A 16,412-nucleotide genomic window follows, 5' to 3' on the forward strand; every position below is an offset into this window, starting at 1 on the left:
TCAGACCGCCCATCCTGGGTCGGAGCCGAGGGTCGTCCTCAGCTTCTGGAGGCAGCGGCCGCGGGTCGGGCCGATGCTGCCGACGGGCATCCCGAGCGATTCCGCGATGGCGGCGTAGTCGGGACGGTCGGCGAACGCGATGACCCGGAGCAGCTCCTGGCATCGCGGGGTGAGGGTCGAGATGTGCGTCCAGAGGACGCGCTGGCGCTCGCTGAGGATCGACTGCGCCTCCGGGTCGAGCTGCTGGGCCGGGGCTTCCGGCACCTCCTCGACGCCGAACTCGCGACGAGAACCGCGGGCGAGGCGCCACACCTCGCGCTTGACGACGACGACGAGCCAGCCGAGCACGGCTGCCGGCTCCTTGATCGAATCGGCGCGGTCGACGAGCTGGAGGAACGCCGTCTGGATGGCGTCCTCGCACGTCGCGGGAGCGCCGCCCTGCGAGCGAGCGGCGTTCCACAGCACGGGGGTCACGAGGTCGACGAGCTCCGAGAGGCGCTCGCGCTCACCCGCGAGGTAGGCGGCGAACGCCTTGCCCGCGAGGGTCCCGAGGCCGTCGGGGGCGGTGGGCGTCGGGGTCATGACCGCCCCCTTCCGACGCACGTGCGCAGCGCGCGTATGCCGCGGCGGCGCATGGCGGACGGGGAGACGTCCGTGAGGTGCCCCTCGTCGACGAGGGCTGCCGCGAGCTCTGCGGCGAAGACGGGTGTGGCGAACGACGTGCCGCTCCAGAGGCCGAAGCCGCCCGTGTAGTCGTCAGGGTCGACGGTGCATCGCACCGTGTCGCCCGAGCGCACCTCCGACGACGGCTGGCCCATTCCGTTGGTGAGCGGCAGCGTGCTGACGACCGACACGCCCGCCCGCACGGCGCTGACGAGCGGCAGGTTGTTGGAGAAGAGCGCGACGGTCGAGCCGTCGGGGTTGCTCGCCCCGACGTTCGCCAGCGGCGGCACGGCCTTCGCGGTGATGCGCTGTGGCACCTCGGCGGCGAGCGCCGCCGGCACGAAGGGCGCGTCGGTGCCGTCGTTGCCGACACCCGCGACGACGAGGACGCCGCGTTCGGCGAATTGGTCGAGCAGGTCGGCGACCGGCCCCGACGTGAAGGTGCGGTCCTCGGCGTAGTAGCCCATCGAGAGGTTGAGCACGTCGACGACCTCGGACGCGTCGCGCTGCTGCCCGTGCACGTGGCGGTCGAGCAGCGCCTGCAGCACGTCGAGCAGGTAGCCCTCGTCGACGACGCCGTCCTCGCCCATGACGGGGATCGAGAGGATCGTCGCCTCGGGGCAGCCCTGGCGCAGCAGCCCGGCGATGAACGTCGCGTGCCCCTGGAGCAGCCCGACGGGCTCGCTCGGGGCCGGCACCGAGATCGGTGGGTCGACGGGCTTGTCGGTCAGCAGCGGGACGAGCTTGCCCTCCTTGAGCACGAGCCGCAGCACGCCCGAGTCGTCCTTGAACCACGGGTGCGGGGCGATGGCCGTGTCGGGCACGACGATGACGGGGGCACGGTCGAGGGCTCGGGCGCGCAACCGCGGGTCGGGCAGGGCGAGGGCGACCGGCATACGGCCCCCGCGCCCGGGCACGGAGTACTCCTGCAGCACCGAGCCCCCGATGCCGCCCCAGTAGCCGCCGATCCCGCCCCAGTAGCCGCCGATGCCGCCCCAGTAGCCACCGATCCCGCCCCAGTACCCGCCGATGCCGCCCCAGTAGCCGTCGGCCGGCCGCAGGACGTGCTCGAGGCTGAGACGCGAGGCGATCGGCTCGTTCGCCTCGCGCAGTCGCTGGAGCACGTTCCACGCGTCGACGGGCTCGATCGGGGAGCGGGTCGGGCGGATCGTGATGCTCGTGCCCCACGAGGGCTGGCCGATGTCGCGCGGACCGCCGTCCTGCCGGGGAGTCACCTCGTAGTCGAGCTCGAGCTTGCCGAGCGCGTCGCGCAGGTCGTCGAGGCCGCGTGGCCGACCGCCCTCGTTGCTGACGAGGAGCCGGTCGGAGAGGTAGAGAGCCGGCAGAGGCGGCTGGCCGTCGGTCAGGCGCAGGGCCGTGGCCGGGTCGAGGGCACGGACCGGTGGCCGTTCGGGTCGGCGCCGGCCGCCCGCCCCACTCGCGTCGTTCGCGCCCTGCGGCGCGTCGGGACCCGACTCTGACATCGACAGACCTCCTGAGGGATGGATGGTGGGGCGACGGTGCTGAAAAGACCCTTACACCCGAGTGAGTGCGCGTCGTCGGGTTCCTGATACATCGCCTCGAGAAATTTGTCCGTCTCAGGACGTATCAACCCCCGGACGTGGCGACTCTTGCTGACGGGGGTTTGGTCACCGGGCCGTGTTCGGGGCGCTGCGGAGGGGCAGCTGGCCCGGTGACCTCCAGCAGGGAAGTCGGGGCCACCAGGGGGCGGTCCCGACCGGTGGGGCGCCGGGCCTGGCAGCACCGGCGCCCCCTCCCCGCCGCTCTGTGACCCCGCGTATGCCGTCGCCCACACCCGTATGCCGTCGCCGCGCGTCGCGCTCGCGCGCCCGGTCGGGTGGGCGCATACTTCTCGGACGTGTGCGGACGTCAGGGCCCGCTCCGTGAGCTCAGGGGAGACAGATGTTCGGCATGACCCAGGTTGCGTCCGGCCGTGGCCGGCGACGCGTGCCCGCCTCGCTGGCGGCGGCCGTCGCGCTCGGTCTGGGGCTGACGGCCTGCTCCACCGCTGCGCCCACCACACCCACGGCCGCAGAGTCGTCGGCGCCTGCGGTGTCGGAGACCACCTCGGACCCGCCCACCGGCACGGCCGCTCCGGGTCCCACCGCGCCGCTGCCGACCGTCACCGCCGACCCGCTGACACCGACGAAGCCCACCCCGTCCGCCACGACGACGAAGCCCACCCCGACGGCGACCGCCACCGACCCGGGAACCGTGGCGGGGGCGTGCGAGCGCACGCAGCCGGCATACCCGGTCGTCTCACCCGGGTCGAAGGGTCCGGCCGTGAGCGCCCTGCAGTGCTTCCTCAACGACGCCGACTTCGGACCCGTTGCCGTCGACGGTGTCTACGGCGCGCAGACGCGCGAGGCGCTGCGGCGCGTCGAGGCCACCTTCGAGGGGCCCGCGCCCAAGCCGGGCCGCGTCGACGCGGGCGTCTGGGTGCTGATCATCTCCCGGTCGATGGGCAGCGAGACGCTCAAGCAGGGGGCGAAGGGCCCCGAGGTCGAGACGCTTCAGCGCGCTCTGCGGGCGGCGGGCGGCACGATCACCGTCGACGGCACCTTCGGACCCGAGACGAAGAAGGTCGTCCAGCGCTTCCAGGACGCCAACCGCATCGGCGAGGACGGCGTCGTCGGTGACGAGACCCTCTTCCTGCTCAAGAGCGGCGCGACGATCGGCTGACCGCCTGCGGACCGCCTGCTGACCGCCGCCTACCTGCGGCTGTTGGACGCCCGGCGGTGGCAGCGTCGGGCTGGTCAGGCGCGCAGGTCGTCGAGCCAGGACTGGGCGCGGCCGAAGTCCTCGTCGGAGGTGCCCGGCCGGGCGTCGGGGCGTCCGCCGTCGGCGCGGGGGTAGGACCCGAGGAAGCGCACCTCTGCGCACACCCGGCGCAGGCCCATCAGCGTCTCACCGACCCGCGCGTCGAGCACGTGGCCCTCGAAGTCGATGGAGAAGCAGTAGGAGCCCATCGCAGCACCCGTGGGCCGCGACTCGAGACGGGTCATGTTGACGCCGCGCACCGCGAACTGCTCGAGCAGCTCGAGCAGGCCGCCGGCGTGGTCGTCGCGCTGGAAGAGCACGACGGTCGTCTTGTCGGCGCCCGAGGGCTCGGGAAGCGTGCCCGGACGCGCGACCAGGACGAAGCGGGTCACCGCGGCGGTGTTGTCGCCGATGTTCTCCGCGAGGACCTCGAGGCCCTCGTTGCTCGCGGCGGCCGGGGCGCAGACGCCGGCGTCGAACATGACGTCGCCCGGCTGCCCGAGTGCGGCCGCGCTGGCGGCCGTCGACAGGGTCGGCACGTACTCGGCGTCGGGCAGGTTCGTCGCCATCCAGCCTCGCACCTGCGCCCAGGCGTGCGAGTGGGTGCCGACGGTGCGCACCGAGTCGAGGGTCGTGCCGGGTCGCGCGCAGAGCACGAAGGTGATCGGCACGAGCACCTCGCCGATGACGACGAGGGGCTCGCCCGTGGCGAGGGCGTCGAGCGTGGCCGACACCCCGCCCTCGACCGAGTTCTCGATGGGCACCATGGCTGCGTCGATGTCGCCCGCGCGCAGCGCGCTCAGCGCACCGTCGACCGACCCGAAGGGCAGGTGCTCCCGTCCCTCGGCCGCGTCCCACGCGTCGAGCGCCATCTGGGTGAACGTGCCGCGCGGGCCGAGGTAGCCGAAGCGGTGGAGCTGGTCGGGGGTGCGGGGCGGGGTCACGGCGTGTCCTTCGTGCTGTCTGCCGAGCGAGGGCTGCCGGCGCGAGCGACGCCGGGGCGGGAGCTGCCGACACGGGCGGGCTCGTCCCGGTTGGCCGAGGCCAGCGCCTGCTGCTCCTCGGGGGTCAGGGTGATGCTCGACTTCCCGCCGACGATGCCCTTGGCGTAGGTGCGTGACTCGCCACGGGCGTGGATCGAGCTGAGCACGATGCCGTCGCCGAGGTCGTCGACGATCGCGGCAGAGAACGACAGCCGGCCGCCCATGTCGCCGAAGGCGTCGTAGCGCACCACGGCGACGTTGCGGAGGCTCTGGCGCACGTCGTCCTCCGCGCCGGCGACGTGGTCACGGAGGGCGGACACCTCCGCCGTGAGTCGGTCGATGCGGTGGTTCTGGGTGGCGGCGACGCGGGCGATGTCGGTGGAGCCGTCGCCATCGAGGGCGGCGAAGTCGCGGCGGACCCGGGCGAGCCGCAGCTGCGCGGCGGCGGCGAGGGCGAGTGCCAGCAGCGCGACGCCGCCGGCGGCCAGGGCCACGGTCGTCAGCGTCGAGGAGTCCACGATCGGCAAGGGTAGCCGGGCGACGGCCGCGCGCCCGGTCGATTCCAGCCCGTGACCTGGCCCTCGGCATACAGCCCCGGTTTGTAGTCTGTCCTCCGTGATCCGCCGCCATCCCGTCAAGACGCTCGTCGTCCTGTTGCTGGTGATGGTCGCGGGACTCAGCCTCGCCTACGTCAACCGCACCACCGTTCCCGTGCCGTCGACGACCCAGCCCAAGCCCGGTGAGTCGCTGGTCGTGGTCGGCCTCGGGGGCCTGTCGTGGGACGACGTGTCAGCCAAGGACACCCCGACGCTGTGGGGCCTGCTGCGCGACGGTTCCGCCGCGTCCGTCTCGGTCAAGAGCCTGCGGCTGACCACCTGCCCGACCGACGGCTGGGCCACGGTCTCCGCAGGTGAGGCCGCCGGTCCCGACACCAGCGAGGCGCGGCCGACCTGCTCGTCGCTGCCCTCGGTCGCCCGAGACGCGGCCTCCGGTTTCCGCGTCATCGGGTTCGATGCGCTGGCCACGGCGTCACGCGAGGCCGAGTTCCGGGCCCGGCTGGGCATGCTCGGCGACAGCTTCGCGGCGGCCAAGACCTGCCTCCAGGCGGTCGGGCCGGGTGCCGGCCTGGCCGCCTCCACCTCGGACGGAAAGGTCGCGAAGTACAGCCCGTTCCAGGCGACGACCCTTGTCTCCGACCTGGCCCAGTGCCCAGTGAGCATCGTCGACGTCGGCGGGATCGACGCCACCGACCCCGACCACACGCGCCACCTCGAGAAGATCAACGGCATCGAGCGCCGCCTCGACCAGGTCATCGACGCGATGCCCAACGGCGCCGACCTGCTCGTCGTCGGGCTGGCCGACCGCGACCAGCAGGAGCGGCTGCGGCTGCTGACCGCGACCGGCCCGCACTACGGTCCGGGCCTGCTCGCCTCGGCCTCGACCCGCCTCACCGGTGTCGCGCAGCTGTCCGACATCACTGCGACGATCCTTCAGCGAGGCGGCGTCAACCCCGTCGCCGCGATCGGTGGTCGGGCCCTGAGCGTCGTTCCGTCGGCGAACAACAGCGAGTCGACCGCGGCGTCGAAGCTCACGGTCCTCACCGACATCGACACCAAGGCCGACGCGATGCACCGCATCGTCGCGCCCTTCCTGGTCATCTGGCTGGCCGGCACGGCGCTCGCCCTGCTCGTGCTGTGGGTGGTGATCCGGCGCGCCCGGCCCTGGAACCGTCGGTTCACCCGGGCGCGCGTGCTGCGCATGGTGCGGCTCGTCGGCCTGCTGTCAGCGGCGATGCCGGCGGCGACCTTCCTGGCCAACCTCATCCCGTGGTGGCGCTGGTCGACCGACACGATCGTGCTCGCCGTGATGCTCTTCGTGCTGGTGCTGCTCATCAGCGCCGCCATCACCCTGGCCTGTCTGAGGGGGCCGTGGAGCAGCTCGGCACTCGGCCCGCTGGCGGCGATGTCGGCCGTGACGGCGGGCGTCATCGGCGTCGACCTGCTCACCGGCTCACACCTGCAGATCTCCTCGATCTTCGGCCTCCAGCCGCTCGTCGGAGGCCGGTTCTACGGCATGGGCAACGTCGCGTTCGCCCTGTACGCCGCCGCCGTGCTCATGCTCTGCGCGGCCCTCGCGCACGCGCTCGTGCGGCGCAACGCACCGCGCCTGGCCGTCTTCGCGATGGTCGTCGTCGGTGGCGTCGCCCTCGCCGTCGATGTGCTGCCCGCCTGGGGTGCCGACTTCGGTGGCCCCATCGCGCTCGTGCCCGCCCTGGGCTTCCTGCTCATGGGCGTCATGGGATGGCGCACGTCGGCTCGCAACGTGCTCATCGTCCTCGTCGCGGCCGGACTCGTCGTCGCGCTCGTCTGCTACCTCGACTGGCGCCGGCCCGAGTCCGAGCGCTCGCACCCCGGGCGCTTCCTCCAGACCGTCATCGACGGCGGCGCGTGGGACGTCATGTCGCGCAAGTTCCTCGCCAACGTGTCGCTGGCGATCCACCTGCCCGTGCTGCTCGTCCTCGCGGCCGTGCTGATGGCCGTCGTCGTGGTGATCGTCCTGCGCCCGGGCGCGTTCGGCACCGAGCCGCTGAAGCGCCTGCTGGCGGAGGCTCCGCTCATGCACCGCGGGCTCTGGTCGATCATCGTGATGGCCGCGATCGGCTTCCTCACCAACGACTCCGGGGCTGCGATCCCACCGGTCGCCGCGATCTTCACCGTGCCGCTCGTCGTGTCGGCAGTGATGCACTTCCTGTCGATCGAGGCCCGCAACGCTCCGGTCCGCCGGCGCCGGGACCGCCACCACCTTTGAGTTTTCTGGGCTCGCTCCGCTCGCCGTGTTCGGCGCGCCTCCACGTCACGCCTTCCCTCCTCGGCTGACTCGCTTCGCTCGTTCCGCTCGTCAGTCCAGGCGCGACGCGCGCCGAACTCTTGCCTCAGTCGAGTGCTCAGTTACTCACCGGCGGGTCAGCCGGGGCCGAGCCGGCGGCGCAGGCGCCGCACGCCGAGTGCCAGGGCGACGTCGCGGTACTGCGCCGCGCGGTGCACCTGCGAGCGCCAGTCGGTGCCGGTGACCCGGTGCTGCAGGTCGCAGGGCACCTCGACGACCCGCAGGCCGGCGTCGAGCACGTCGACGGTCATCCCGACCTCGACGCCCCAACCGCGCGCGAACGGGGTCGCGGCCTCGACTGCGGCAGGCGAGAGGCAACGCATGCCCGACAGCGGCTGGTTCGGGGACCAGCCGGTCAGCTCCTCGATGCCGCGGCGGGCCAGACCGACGACGAGCCCGTGACCGCCGGCGCTGCCACGCTGCGCGGGCAGGTTCGCGATGGTCAGGTCGGCCTCGCCGCGTGAGACCGGGGCGACGAGCTCTCTGACGGCGCCGGCGGAGGCCTCGAGGTCGGCGTCGACGAAGAGCACTGCCGTGTCGGCGTCGAGCCGCCCGACGCGCCGCAGCCCGTTGACGCGACCGAGACCGCTCATCATCGCGTCGGCCTTGCCGTGGTTGCGCGCGTGGCGCACGACCTCGGCGCCCTCACGCGCCGCGATGGAGGCTGTTCCGTCGCTCGACCCGTCGTCGACGACGACGACGGTTGCAACCCCCGGGATCGTGCGCACACCCCGGATCGTCTCGGTGATGCGCTCCGACTCGTCCTTGGCCGGGATGACGACGGCGACGGAGAACGGGGCTGTCGTCATCGTCGCCCGCACCTCAGCGGAGCGTGACCTGACGGTTGGTGAGACCGGCGCGGGCGCCCCGCTCGGCCGCAGTCAGCGTCTCGGTCGATGCCGCGGCCGCGTCGATGCGCTTCTTCATGTCGGCGACGGGCTTCTCGAAGTCGGCTGCCTCGGAGCCGGGGTCGACCTCCCAGACGGGGATCAGCAGGCCGCTCGAGCGGAAGCAGCCGAGGAGGCGGCCGTCGTCGCCGAGGTGGCTGTCGCCGGCGGCGTGCAGGCGGGCGAGGGCGCTGGTCGCGGTGTCCTCGTCGAAAGGCAGCACCCAGCGCACGTAGGTGCGCTCGCCGATGCGACACCAGAACGCCGACGGCGCGGCGTCGAGCTTGAGGGTCGGGATCGCCGACTCGTTGGCGCGCTCGAGCGACTCCTTGCCCTCCGCGTCGAGCTCGGCGTCGGCGACCCAGAAGTCGAAGCCCTCGTGCAGCTCCATCTCGAACGGGGCGTCGAGGTCGAGGACGTCCTGCAGCCGCGGGGTGTCGGCCAACGACACGGGCAGCGCCGTGACGGGCGAGCCGGCGTCGGCGGCCGCAGCGAGCCCGATCGCCGCGGCGATGTCGCGGCTCGTGTCACCGCTGGCGTTGCCGGACTGGATGCCGACGAGCACCTCGCCGCTCTCGCGGTGCAGGCCGGGCCACGCCAGCGGCAGCACCGTCGCGATCGTCACCTCGTCGGGAGCGCCGTCGGGCGCCTGCCCCTTGGCGAAGCGCACCGTGGCGGTCGCTGCCGGGACGATCTCGCGCATCGCGACCCAGTCGGTCTCGTTGGGCAGTCCCTCGAAGGGGCGGGCCACGAACGGCGCCGGCTGCGGACGTGTGGAACGGTCGGTGCGCTCGGCGCGCGGTCGACGTGATGCCTTACCCATGCGCGCCACCCTAGTGGCCGTGGCCGGCTCAGCCGAACGCTGAGGCGAGGGGTGCGAGGGCGAATACCTCGTCGGCCGTCGCCAACCCCACGGGCGCGACGAACGCGGTGGTGACGCCCCGCTCCGCCAGGCGTGCGAGGCGGTCGGCGTGCTCGGCCGCGGTGCCCGCGTGGTGCCCTGCAGCGAACGCCGCTGCAGCCGTGCGCCCACGGTGCCGCTCGACGCGCGCCCACACGTCGTCGCGGTCGGAGCCCACGAGCGGCAGGTCGAGCACGGTCGCGTGCACCTCGGACACGTCGCGCCCCTGGGCACGCACCAGCTCGAGGTAGTGCTCGACCTTGGCCAGCCCGTTGTCGTCCGAGGGGACGTTGCACCCGTCGCCGAGGCGGGCGGCGATCCGCAACGACCGGACGCCCCCACCGCCGACGATGACGGGGATCCGACCGACCGGGCGTGGGTAGGACGTGGTCTCGGGGAGCGAGACGCGGCGTCCGGCATACGGCTTGGTGCCCGGCGCCCAGAGTGCCCGCATGAGCTCGACGCCCCGCTCGAGAGCGTCGAGCCGCTCTCTGCCAGAAGGGAACCCGAGGCCGTATGCCGCGTGCTCGCGTTCCCACCATCCCGCTCCGACGCCCACGAAGGCACGCCCACCGGACAGGGCCGAAAGCGTGGCAGCCGCCTTGGCGGTGATGCCCGGCTCACGGAAGGTGACCGGCGTGACGAGGGTGCCGAGCTGCAGACGCGTCGTGGAGGCGGCGAGAGCTCCGAGAGTGACCCAGGGCTCCGGGATCGGGTCCCACGCGCGCCCCACCTGGGGGATCTGGATGAGGTGGTCCATGAGGGCGATGCCCGCCAGCCCGGCCGCCTCCGCAGCGTCGGCGACGTCGCGGAGCCACGCGAGCAGGTCACCCTCGGCGGGGAAGCGCGAGAGCTGCAGCACGACGCCCCGCAGGCCCGTCCCCCGATCGAGAGGAGGCTCCGTGACCACCTCGTCTCGCTCAGGCGCCGTCTCCTCGGGAGCCACGCGGACGACGTGCCACCCCTCCGCCGGCAGCTGGGTTGCGGCCGCGGCCACGCCCGCGAGCTGGCTCGTGAGGACGCGCGCCGGGACCGGGCGGTCACGGGCGGCGTTGCGCGACCGGCATACGGCGGCCGGGGTGGCGAGGACGACGGCGACGGTGGGCAGGCCCGCGGCGCGCGCCGCGTCCAACCAGCGGCGCCGTCGGGCGGCGTCGGTGCCGAGCGTGTCGACGACGGTCGTCAGGCCGCGCCCGAGGCGGGCCGCAACCACCTGCTCCAGCATGGTGAAGGCGTCGGCCGACGCGTCGAGGTCGTGCTCACCACTGCCGACGACACCGCGGAGTGCGTCGGACGAGACGATCTCGGCGGCCCGGTAGCGGGCGGTCGCCCAGGTCGACTTGCCCGAACCGGAGGCCCCGACGAGGACGACGAGCGCCGGGTCGGGCAGCCTCACCTGGGGCGCGTCAGTGCGAGCGACGGCGCGACGGGCCACCGAGCGAGGCCCAGACGGTACGGCCGTGGGGTTCGTCGATGACCCCCCACTCGTGGGCGAGGGAGCGCACGATGCGCAGACCGCGCCCACCGGGCGCCCATGTCGTCGGCGGGGCCGGGCGCGGGACGGTCGGGCCGCCACCGTCGGAGACCTCGACCTCGACGACGTTGTTCTTGACCTTCCAGTGGATGCGGATCGCACCGTCGGCCAGCGGCTTGGCGTGGCGGATGGCGTTGGCGACGAGCTCGCTCACGACGATCTCGGCCTCGTCGATGACCTGCGACGGCAGCTCACGGGCCATGAGGTCCTCGACGAGCTCCTTGCGGATGCGCGGAGCCGCGGCGGGCGCCCACTGGATGCGCACCGTGCGCTTCTCGCCCAGCGGCGTGGCCGGCAGGTTGCTCATCGTGGATCTCCTTGCGATTGCTTCGGCTCTTCGGGCGTCCACTCCGGTGCGTGACGCGGTGTGGTCGCGAGGGCCGCTCCCCTGTGCGCTCGCCACGGTCAAGACCTCCTCACGGGCAATTCGCATGTCCCCGTCGTCGAACGCTAACCAAACCTGCGCCGTACCTCAACGAACCTGTGACTTTTTCCCGCGCACACACGGACGATGGACTCGTATTCCGCTGTCTAGCACAAACCGTAGATTGCCACAGATGCCCGTATCGCTCTCCCTGCGCCCGCACGGCTCCCGGTTCGGGCCTTGCCACCTGAACAGTCGCGATATATCGTCAACCTATCGCGACTGTTCGTGAGTCGCGTCTGAAGACAAAGGAGAACCACCATGCACGGACACCGACACACCAGACGAGAGTCCGGGTTCGACGGCGGTTGGGGCGGCGGCTGGGGCGGACACGGCCCGGGCTTCGGTCCCGGCCGCGGACCCTGGGGTGGCCCAGGCGGCCCCGGCCCCGGAGGTCGCGGCCGGCCCGGCCCGCCCCCGTGGGTCGCCGACCTCGTCCGCCACTTCGGCGGGCCCGGCTTCGGCCCCGACTTCGGCCCCCGCCGCGGGCCCCGAGCCCGGCGCGGCGACGTCCGCGCCGCCATCCTCGACGTCCTGGCCGGCGACGAGATGAACGGCTACCAGCTCATCCAGCAGATCTCCGAGCGCACCGGCGGCGCGTGGAAGCCGAGCCCCGGCTCGGTCTACCCCACCGTCCAGCAGCTCGAGGACGAAGGCCTCGTCGAGGGCCGCGACGTCGAGGGCCGGCGCCTGCTGCGCCTCACCGACGCCGGCCGCGCCTACGTCGAGGAGAACGCCGAGGAGATGGCCGCCACCTGGCGTCCCTTCGAGGAGTCCGCCGAGGGCGAGGACGCACCGCAGCAGGAACAGCGCAGCGGCAGCGACCTCATGCCGATCGTCGGCCAGGTCATGGGCGCGATGTGGCAGATCGTCACGACGGGCACGTCGCAGCAGCGCGCCGAGGCGGCCGAGATCCTCACCGAGACCCGGCGCAAGCTCTACCGGCTGCTCGCCGACGGCGACCCGGAGTGAGACCCGAGTGACGGGTCACTGAACCCGGCAGCACACCCTGAGGCCGTCCGCACACCGCACCCGGTGTGCGGGCGGCTTCGGCGTGTGCGGGCGGCTGTCGGCCCGCGGCGGTGGTCGGGCAGGATGTCGACGTGACGACTCGCGCCGCCTCCGGTCTGCTCGTCGCCGGCACGTCGTCGGACGCGGGCAAGTCGGTCGTCGTCGCCGGCCTCTGCCGCGCGCTCGCGCGCCGGGGGCTGCGGGTGGCGCCGTTCAAGGCGCAGAACATGTCGAACAACTCGATGGTGTGCCTCGACGGCGGAGAGATCGGCCGGGCCCAGTGGCTCCAGGCCGTCGCCGCGCGGGTTGAGCCGACGACCGCGATGAACCCGGTGCTGCTCAAGCCCGGCACCGACCGCCGGTCGTTCATCGTCGTGCGGGGTGAGCCTGCCGGGACGCTCGAGGCCGGCCAGTACGCCGCCGGCCGCGGTCACCTGCGCGAAGCCGCGTTCGGCGCCTACCGCGAGCTGGCCGACGCCTACGACCTCGTCGTCTGCGAGGGTGCCGGGTCGCCCGCGGAGGTCAACCTGCGTGCCGGCGACTACGTCAACATGGGCCTCGCACGCGAGTTCGGGCTGCCCGTGGTGGTCATCGGCGACATCGACCGGGGTGGCATCCTGGCCTCGCTCTACGGCACGTGGGCGCTGCTCGACGAGGACGACCGGGCGTTGCTGAAGTCCTTCGTCATCAACAAGTTCCGCGGTGACGTGGCCGTCCTGGAGCCCGGTCTCGATGAGATCACAGAGCGCACGGGCGTGCCGTTCCACGGCGTCATCCCGTGGCTGCTCGACGTGTGGCTCGACAGCGAGGACACCCTCGAGGTGGGGCACTGGCGTGCTTCGACCGCCCTGTCGGCGACTGCCCGCGACCGGCTCAAGGTGGCGGTGCTGCGACTCCCCCGCATCTCCAACGCCACTGACGTCGACGCTCTCGCCGCCGAGCCCGGCGTCGATGTGCTCGTGACGGTCGACCCAGCGGTCGCCGAGTCGGCCGACCTTCTCGTCATCCCCGGATCTCGTTCCACCGCAGGCGATCTCGCATGGCTGCGCGAGCGCGGCCTGGCCGACATCGTGGTTCGGCGCGCTGCCGTCGGCCGACCGGTGCTCGGTGTCTGTGGCGGCTACCAGATGCTCGGGCACGAGATCGACGACGACGTCGAGGGTCGCGTCGGCGTGGTGCCCGGCCTCGGGCTGCTGCCGGTGCGTGTCGACTTCGGCGAGACGAAGGTGCTCCGTCGCCCGACCGGCGAGTGGGAAGACCACCTGGTCGACACGGCCTACGAGATCCACCACGGCGTGGCGACCCGCACCGAGACCGGAGACGCCGCGCCCTTCCTCGACGGCTGGTCGAGCGGCGCCGTGTGGGGGACGATGTGGCACGGGGCGTTCGAGAGCGACGGCTTCCGCCGCGCGTGGCTGTCGCACGTGGCATCGGTCGCGGGGTCGCAGTGGCAGCCGCAGGCCGGCGCAGCGGGCTTCGCCGAGCGGCGCGAGCGCATGCTCGACACGCTCGCCGACGCGCTGGAACAGCACGTCGACCTCGACGCCCTGCTCGACCTCACCCGCGCAGGAGGCGCCAGATGATCGAACGGATCCGCGTCATCGGGATCGGCATGGGCAGTCCCGAACACGTGACCGGTGAAGCAGCACAGGCCCTTTCGACCGTCGACGTCTTCCTCGTCGCCGACAAGGGCGGGGCGAGGACCGACCTCGTCGCGGCCCGGCAGCGGGTCTGCGACGCCCTCATCCCGGCCGACCATGCCTATCGCGTCGTCGAGGTGACCGACCCGAAGCGAGGGCCCGACGCCGACCGCGGCGACACGGCATACGGCCAGGGAGTCCGCGACTGGCACGCGGCGCGGGTCGACGCCTACGCGGCCGTCATCGACGGGCTCGACGACGGCGAGACGACGGTCGGGTTCCTCGTATGGGGTGACCCCGCGTTCTACGACTCGACCATCCGCGTCGTCGACGCCCTCGTCGAGCGGTATGCCGCAGCAGGCGTCGACGTAGAGCACGACGTCATCGCCGGGCTCAGTGCACCGCAGCTGCTCGCCGCGCGGCACCGCATCCCGCTCAACCGCATCGGCGCGCCGATCCACGTCACGACCGGCCGGCGCCTCGTCGCCGAGTACGACCGGGCACTCGGCGACGTCGTCGTGATGCTCGACGGCGGGCTCGCGTGCGCGGAGCTGGCTGACGCGTTCCCCGACCTGGAGCTGTTCTGGGGCGCCTACCTCGGATCGTCCGACGAGCTGCTCGTCCGCGGGCGGGTGGCCGACGTCATCGACGAGGTGCAGCGGGTGCGAGCCGAGGCGCGGGAGCGGCACGGCTGGGTGATGGACACCTACCTCCTCCGCCAGCCGGCCGATGCCCCGGCTGGCCCGACGCCGACCGGCTACCCCGAGACCGGCCCGCTGACCGACGGCGTCGTCACGGTGCGTCCCGTCACGGTCGGCGACTGGGAGGTCGTGCGCGACGAGCACAACAACGAGGAGTCGCTCGGCTGGGACTTCTTCGGTGAGGCGTACACCGATGACGAGGCACGCCAGAAGGCCGCCCAGGCCCGGCGCGAGTGGGCGTCCGGGCGGGCGGCGCGGTTCGTCATGGTCGACGCGGCGACCGGAGTGGGCGCGGGCGTCATCGGCGTCATGCGGATGGGGCCGCCCGGCATCGGGCTCGTCGGCTATGGCGTGGTGCCGGCGTTCCGGGGGCGTGGCTTCACCACCCGGGCGCTCAGGCTCGTGTCGCGCTGGGCGTTCGAGTCCGCTGGGCTCTCGCGGCTCGAGCTCGGCCACAAGGCCGACAACGTGGCCTCCGGCAAGGCCGCTGCGAAGGCGGGATTCCGCCCCGAAGGTCGTCTGGCTCAGCGACTCCCGAACCCCGACGGCACCCGCTCCGACGAGATCTACTACTCGCTGACCCGAGTGGACTGGATGCGGTCGGTCGGGACCGCCTCTGCGTGAGGCGCGCCGCGGTGCCCAGTGCACCGCGATGCGGGTCGCTCGAGACGATCCACCCGCACGACGTTGCCCAGTGCGCCACGATGCGGGTTGCTCGAGACGATCCACCCGCACGACGTTGCCCAGTGCACCACGTTGCGGGTCGCTCGGCGCGCTACGGTGCGCTCGTGGACAGGGGACAGGACTTCACCGGAGCTGCTGCCGTCGTGGCGCACGACCAGCCCGTACGCGTACGACAGCCCCGGCTGCGACGCCCGGCCGCCTCGTCGCTGGCTGTGGGCGCTGCGTCCCTGGTGCCGCTGTCGTGGGCCGCGTTCCGACCGGAGTCCGAGCGGCTCCTCACCTGGGGCACCTCGACGTCGGGCACGACCGTCGACCTGGCCGGCGTCCTCTTCTTCGCCGCGGGCTGTTTCGCCTGCGTCTGGCTGGTCCGGCTGCAGTGGCTGCTCGTACGGGCGAACCGCATCACCACCCAGGCGACCGACTTCGGCATCTGGCTGATGTGGGTGCTGCCGATCCTCTCGTGGGTGCTACCCGCCATCCGGATCTCGCGCTGGGACAAGGCCGTTCACGGTCGTCGCTCATGGGTCGTGATCACCTGGGCGCTGTCGTGGATCCCGTTCTCGGCCTTCACGATCGGGGCGTCGAACAGCCGCACCGCCGTGCCGGACACCTCGGACGGCTGGCTGCACGTGGCGGTCTTCGTGACGACCTTCGCGCTGTGGGTGGCGACGGTGGTGCACCTCACCCGCGGTGCGGAGGTCGTCGCACACGAGACCGGCGCGGACGCGTAGACCCCCCGACCTAGACGCGCCCGAGGAAGTCGAGGACGCGCTGCTGCACGAGCGCGGCTGCGTCTGCGTCGTGGGCGGGGGCGCTGGAATCGGCGAAGAGGTGGCCGCAGCCGCCATACGTGAACAGCTCACCGTCGGCGGCGGCGTCGACGATCTGGCGCGCGGCGTCGACGTCGCCCTCGTCCATGAAGAACTCGTCGCCCTCACCGCCGTGCACCTGGACGGGCACTCCTGCGGGCCAGTCGGCAGCGAACTCGCCGAGCGGGATCGCGGAGTCGAGCAGCACGGCGCCACGGGCACCGGGTCGGGTCTGGGCGAGGCGCTGTGCGGGCATGACCCCGAGCGAGAAGCCGGCGTAGACGAGGTCGTCGGGGAGCCCGTCGGCGGCGGCGACGCCCTGGTCCTGCAGCTGCTGGAAGCCGATGGAACGGGCGTTCGCCATGCCCTCGTCGAGCGTCGCGAAGGTCTTGCCGGCATACAGGTCGGGAGCGTGGACGGTGTGCCCCGCCGCCCGGAGGGCGTCGGCGAAGGCGAGGAAGCCCGGGGTCTGGCCCAGCGCGTGGTGGAAGAGGAGGACGTCAGCCAT

The 16,412-nt window shown here is 72.8% G+C and carries 15 protein-coding genes; 6 read left to right on the forward strand and 9 right to left on the reverse strand.

Annotation, left to right across the window (positions count from 1 at the left end; genetic code table 11):
• On the reverse strand, positions 1 to 582 hold the full coding sequence (locus tag AB4091_RS05130) for an RNA polymerase sigma factor (RefSeq protein WP_442290647.1): 582 nt from the start codon (positions 580 to 582) through the stop codon (positions 1 to 3).
• Complete coding sequence (locus AB4091_RS05135; protein ID WP_442290648.1) at positions 579 to 2,147, reverse strand: S8/S53 family peptidase; 1,569 nt, start codon at positions 2,145 to 2,147, stop codon at positions 579 to 581. Before AB4091_RS05135 ends, AB4091_RS05130 begins: the two co-directional genes overlap by 4 nt.
• A 448-nt stretch (positions 2,148 to 2,595) precedes the next feature.
• Between AB4091_RS05135 and AB4091_RS05140 the strand changes: the two genes are divergently transcribed.
• Positions 2,596 to 3,366 (forward strand): peptidoglycan-binding domain-containing protein, encoded by a 771-nt coding sequence (locus AB4091_RS05140; protein ID WP_442290649.1) that lies wholly within the window; start codon positions 2,596 to 2,598, stop codon positions 3,364 to 3,366.
• A gap of 74 nt (positions 3,367 to 3,440) precedes the next feature.
• Here the strand turns inward: AB4091_RS05140 and pheA are convergent, their stop codons facing one another.
• Positions 3,441 to 4,388: a prephenate dehydratase gene (gene pheA / locus AB4091_RS05145; RefSeq protein WP_442290650.1), complete on the reverse strand. Its 948-nt coding sequence runs from the start codon at positions 4,386 to 4,388 to the stop codon at positions 3,441 to 3,443.
• Positions 4,385 to 4,945 carry a DUF4446 family protein gene (locus tag AB4091_RS05150; protein ID WP_442290651.1) on the reverse strand — a complete coding sequence of 187 codons (561 nt, stop codon included), beginning with the start codon at positions 4,943 to 4,945 and terminating at the stop codon, positions 4,385 to 4,387. The genes pheA and AB4091_RS05150 overlap by 4 nt, the downstream gene beginning before the upstream one ends.
• A gap of 97 nt (positions 4,946 to 5,042) precedes the next feature.
• Here AB4091_RS05150 and AB4091_RS05155 point away from each other — a divergent pair, with 97 nt between their 5' ends.
• Positions 5,043 to 7,235, forward strand: a complete 2,193-nt coding sequence (locus AB4091_RS05155; protein WP_442290652.1) for a hypothetical protein — start codon at positions 5,043 to 5,045, stop codon at positions 7,233 to 7,235.
• Positions 7,236 to 7,390: 155 nt separating this feature from the next.
• Here AB4091_RS05155 and AB4091_RS05160 read toward each other — a convergent pair whose 3' ends face one another.
• Genes AB4091_RS05160 through AB4091_RS05175 form a run of 4 tightly spaced genes read right to left on the reverse strand, consistent with a single transcriptional unit; the run spans position 7,391 to position 10,942 of the window.
• Positions 7,391 to 8,122, reverse strand: coding sequence for a glycosyltransferase family 2 protein (locus AB4091_RS05160; protein WP_442290653.1), 732 nt, complete (start codon positions 8,120 to 8,122; stop codon positions 7,391 to 7,393).
• A 13-nt stretch (positions 8,123 to 8,135) separates the two neighbouring features.
• Entirely contained in the window at positions 8,136 to 9,023 is an 888-nt protein-coding gene (locus AB4091_RS05165) for a DUF5926 family protein (protein ID WP_442290654.1), read from the reverse strand.
• 28 nt (positions 9,024 to 9,051) lie between these two features.
• Positions 9,052 to 10,497: an LLM class flavin-dependent oxidoreductase gene (locus AB4091_RS05170; protein ID WP_442290655.1), complete on the reverse strand. Its 1,446-nt coding sequence runs from the start codon at positions 10,495 to 10,497 to the stop codon at positions 9,052 to 9,054.
• Positions 10,498 to 10,507: 10 nt separating this feature from the next.
• Entirely contained in the window at positions 10,508 to 10,942 is a 435-nt protein-coding gene (locus tag AB4091_RS05175; protein WP_442290656.1) for an ATP-binding protein, read from the reverse strand.
• Between the two features lie 378 nt (positions 10,943 to 11,320).
• On the opposite strand from AB4091_RS05175, the gene AB4091_RS05180 reads away from it, so the two are divergent.
• The 4 genes from AB4091_RS05180 to AB4091_RS05195 all read left to right on the forward strand — a co-directional run bounded on the left by AB4091_RS05180 (position 11,321) and on the right by AB4091_RS05195 (position 15,826).
• Positions 11,321 to 12,031 carry a PadR family transcriptional regulator gene (locus AB4091_RS05180; protein ID WP_442290657.1) on the forward strand — a complete coding sequence of 237 codons (711 nt, stop codon included), beginning with the start codon at positions 11,321 to 11,323 and terminating at the stop codon, positions 12,029 to 12,031.
• 131 nt (positions 12,032 to 12,162) lie between these two features.
• A complete protein-coding gene (locus AB4091_RS05185) occupies positions 12,163 to 13,653 on the forward strand; it encodes a cobyric acid synthase (protein ID WP_442290658.1) in 1,491 nt (496 codons plus the stop codon).
• Positions 13,650 to 15,035 carry a precorrin-6A synthase (deacetylating) gene (gene cobF / locus AB4091_RS05190; RefSeq protein ID WP_442290659.1) on the forward strand — a complete coding sequence of 462 codons (1,386 nt, stop codon included), beginning with the start codon at positions 13,650 to 13,652 and terminating at the stop codon, positions 15,033 to 15,035. The genes AB4091_RS05185 and cobF overlap by 4 nt, the downstream gene beginning before the upstream one ends.
• Positions 15,036 to 15,199: 164 nt before the next feature.
• Entirely contained in the window at positions 15,200 to 15,826 is a 627-nt protein-coding gene (locus AB4091_RS05195) for a hypothetical protein (RefSeq protein ID WP_442290660.1), read from the forward strand.
• A gap of 10 nt (positions 15,827 to 15,836) precedes the next feature.
• On the opposite strand, the gene AB4091_RS05200 is transcribed toward AB4091_RS05195, so the two are convergent.
• Entirely contained in the window at positions 15,837 to 16,412 is a 576-nt protein-coding gene (locus tag AB4091_RS05200) for a dienelactone hydrolase family protein (RefSeq protein WP_442290661.1), read from the reverse strand.

This window comes from Terrabacter sp. 2RAF25, assembly GCF_052115265.1.
Taxonomy (GTDB): Bacteria; Actinomycetota; Actinomycetes; order Actinomycetales; family Dermatophilaceae; genus Terrabacter.

Bases quoted from the DNA above. Each gene is read 5' to 3' on its own strand.
- AB4091_RS05160 (WP_442290653.1), bottom strand. From the start codon at position 8,122: ATGACGACAGCCCCGTTCTCCGTCGCCGTCGTCATCCCGGCCAAGGAC.
- AB4091_RS05180 (WP_442290657.1), top strand. From the start codon at position 11,321: ATGCACGGACACCGACACACCAGACGAGAGTCCGGGTTCGACGGCGGT.
- AB4091_RS05130 (WP_442290647.1), bottom strand. From the start codon at position 582: ATGACCCCGACGCCCACCGCCCCCGACGGCCTCGGGACCCTCGCGGGC.
- cobF (WP_442290659.1), top strand. From the start codon at position 13,650: ATGATCGAACGGATCCGCGTCATCGGGATCGGCATGGGCAGTCCCGAA.
- AB4091_RS05200 (WP_442290661.1), bottom strand. From the start codon at position 16,412: ATGGCTGACGTCCTCCTCTTCCACCACGCGCTGGGCCAGACCCCGGGC.
- AB4091_RS05175 (WP_442290656.1), bottom strand. From the start codon at position 10,942: ATGAGCAACCTGCCGGCCACGCCGCTGGGCGAGAAGCGCACGGTGCGC.
- AB4091_RS05165 (WP_442290654.1), bottom strand. From the start codon at position 9,023: ATGGGTAAGGCATCACGTCGACCGCGCGCCGAGCGCACCGACCGTTCC.
- AB4091_RS05135 (WP_442290648.1), bottom strand. From the start codon at position 2,147: ATGTCAGAGTCGGGTCCCGACGCGCCGCAGGGCGCGAACGACGCGAGT.
- AB4091_RS05140 (WP_442290649.1), top strand. From the start codon at position 2,596: ATGACCCAGGTTGCGTCCGGCCGTGGCCGGCGACGCGTGCCCGCCTCG.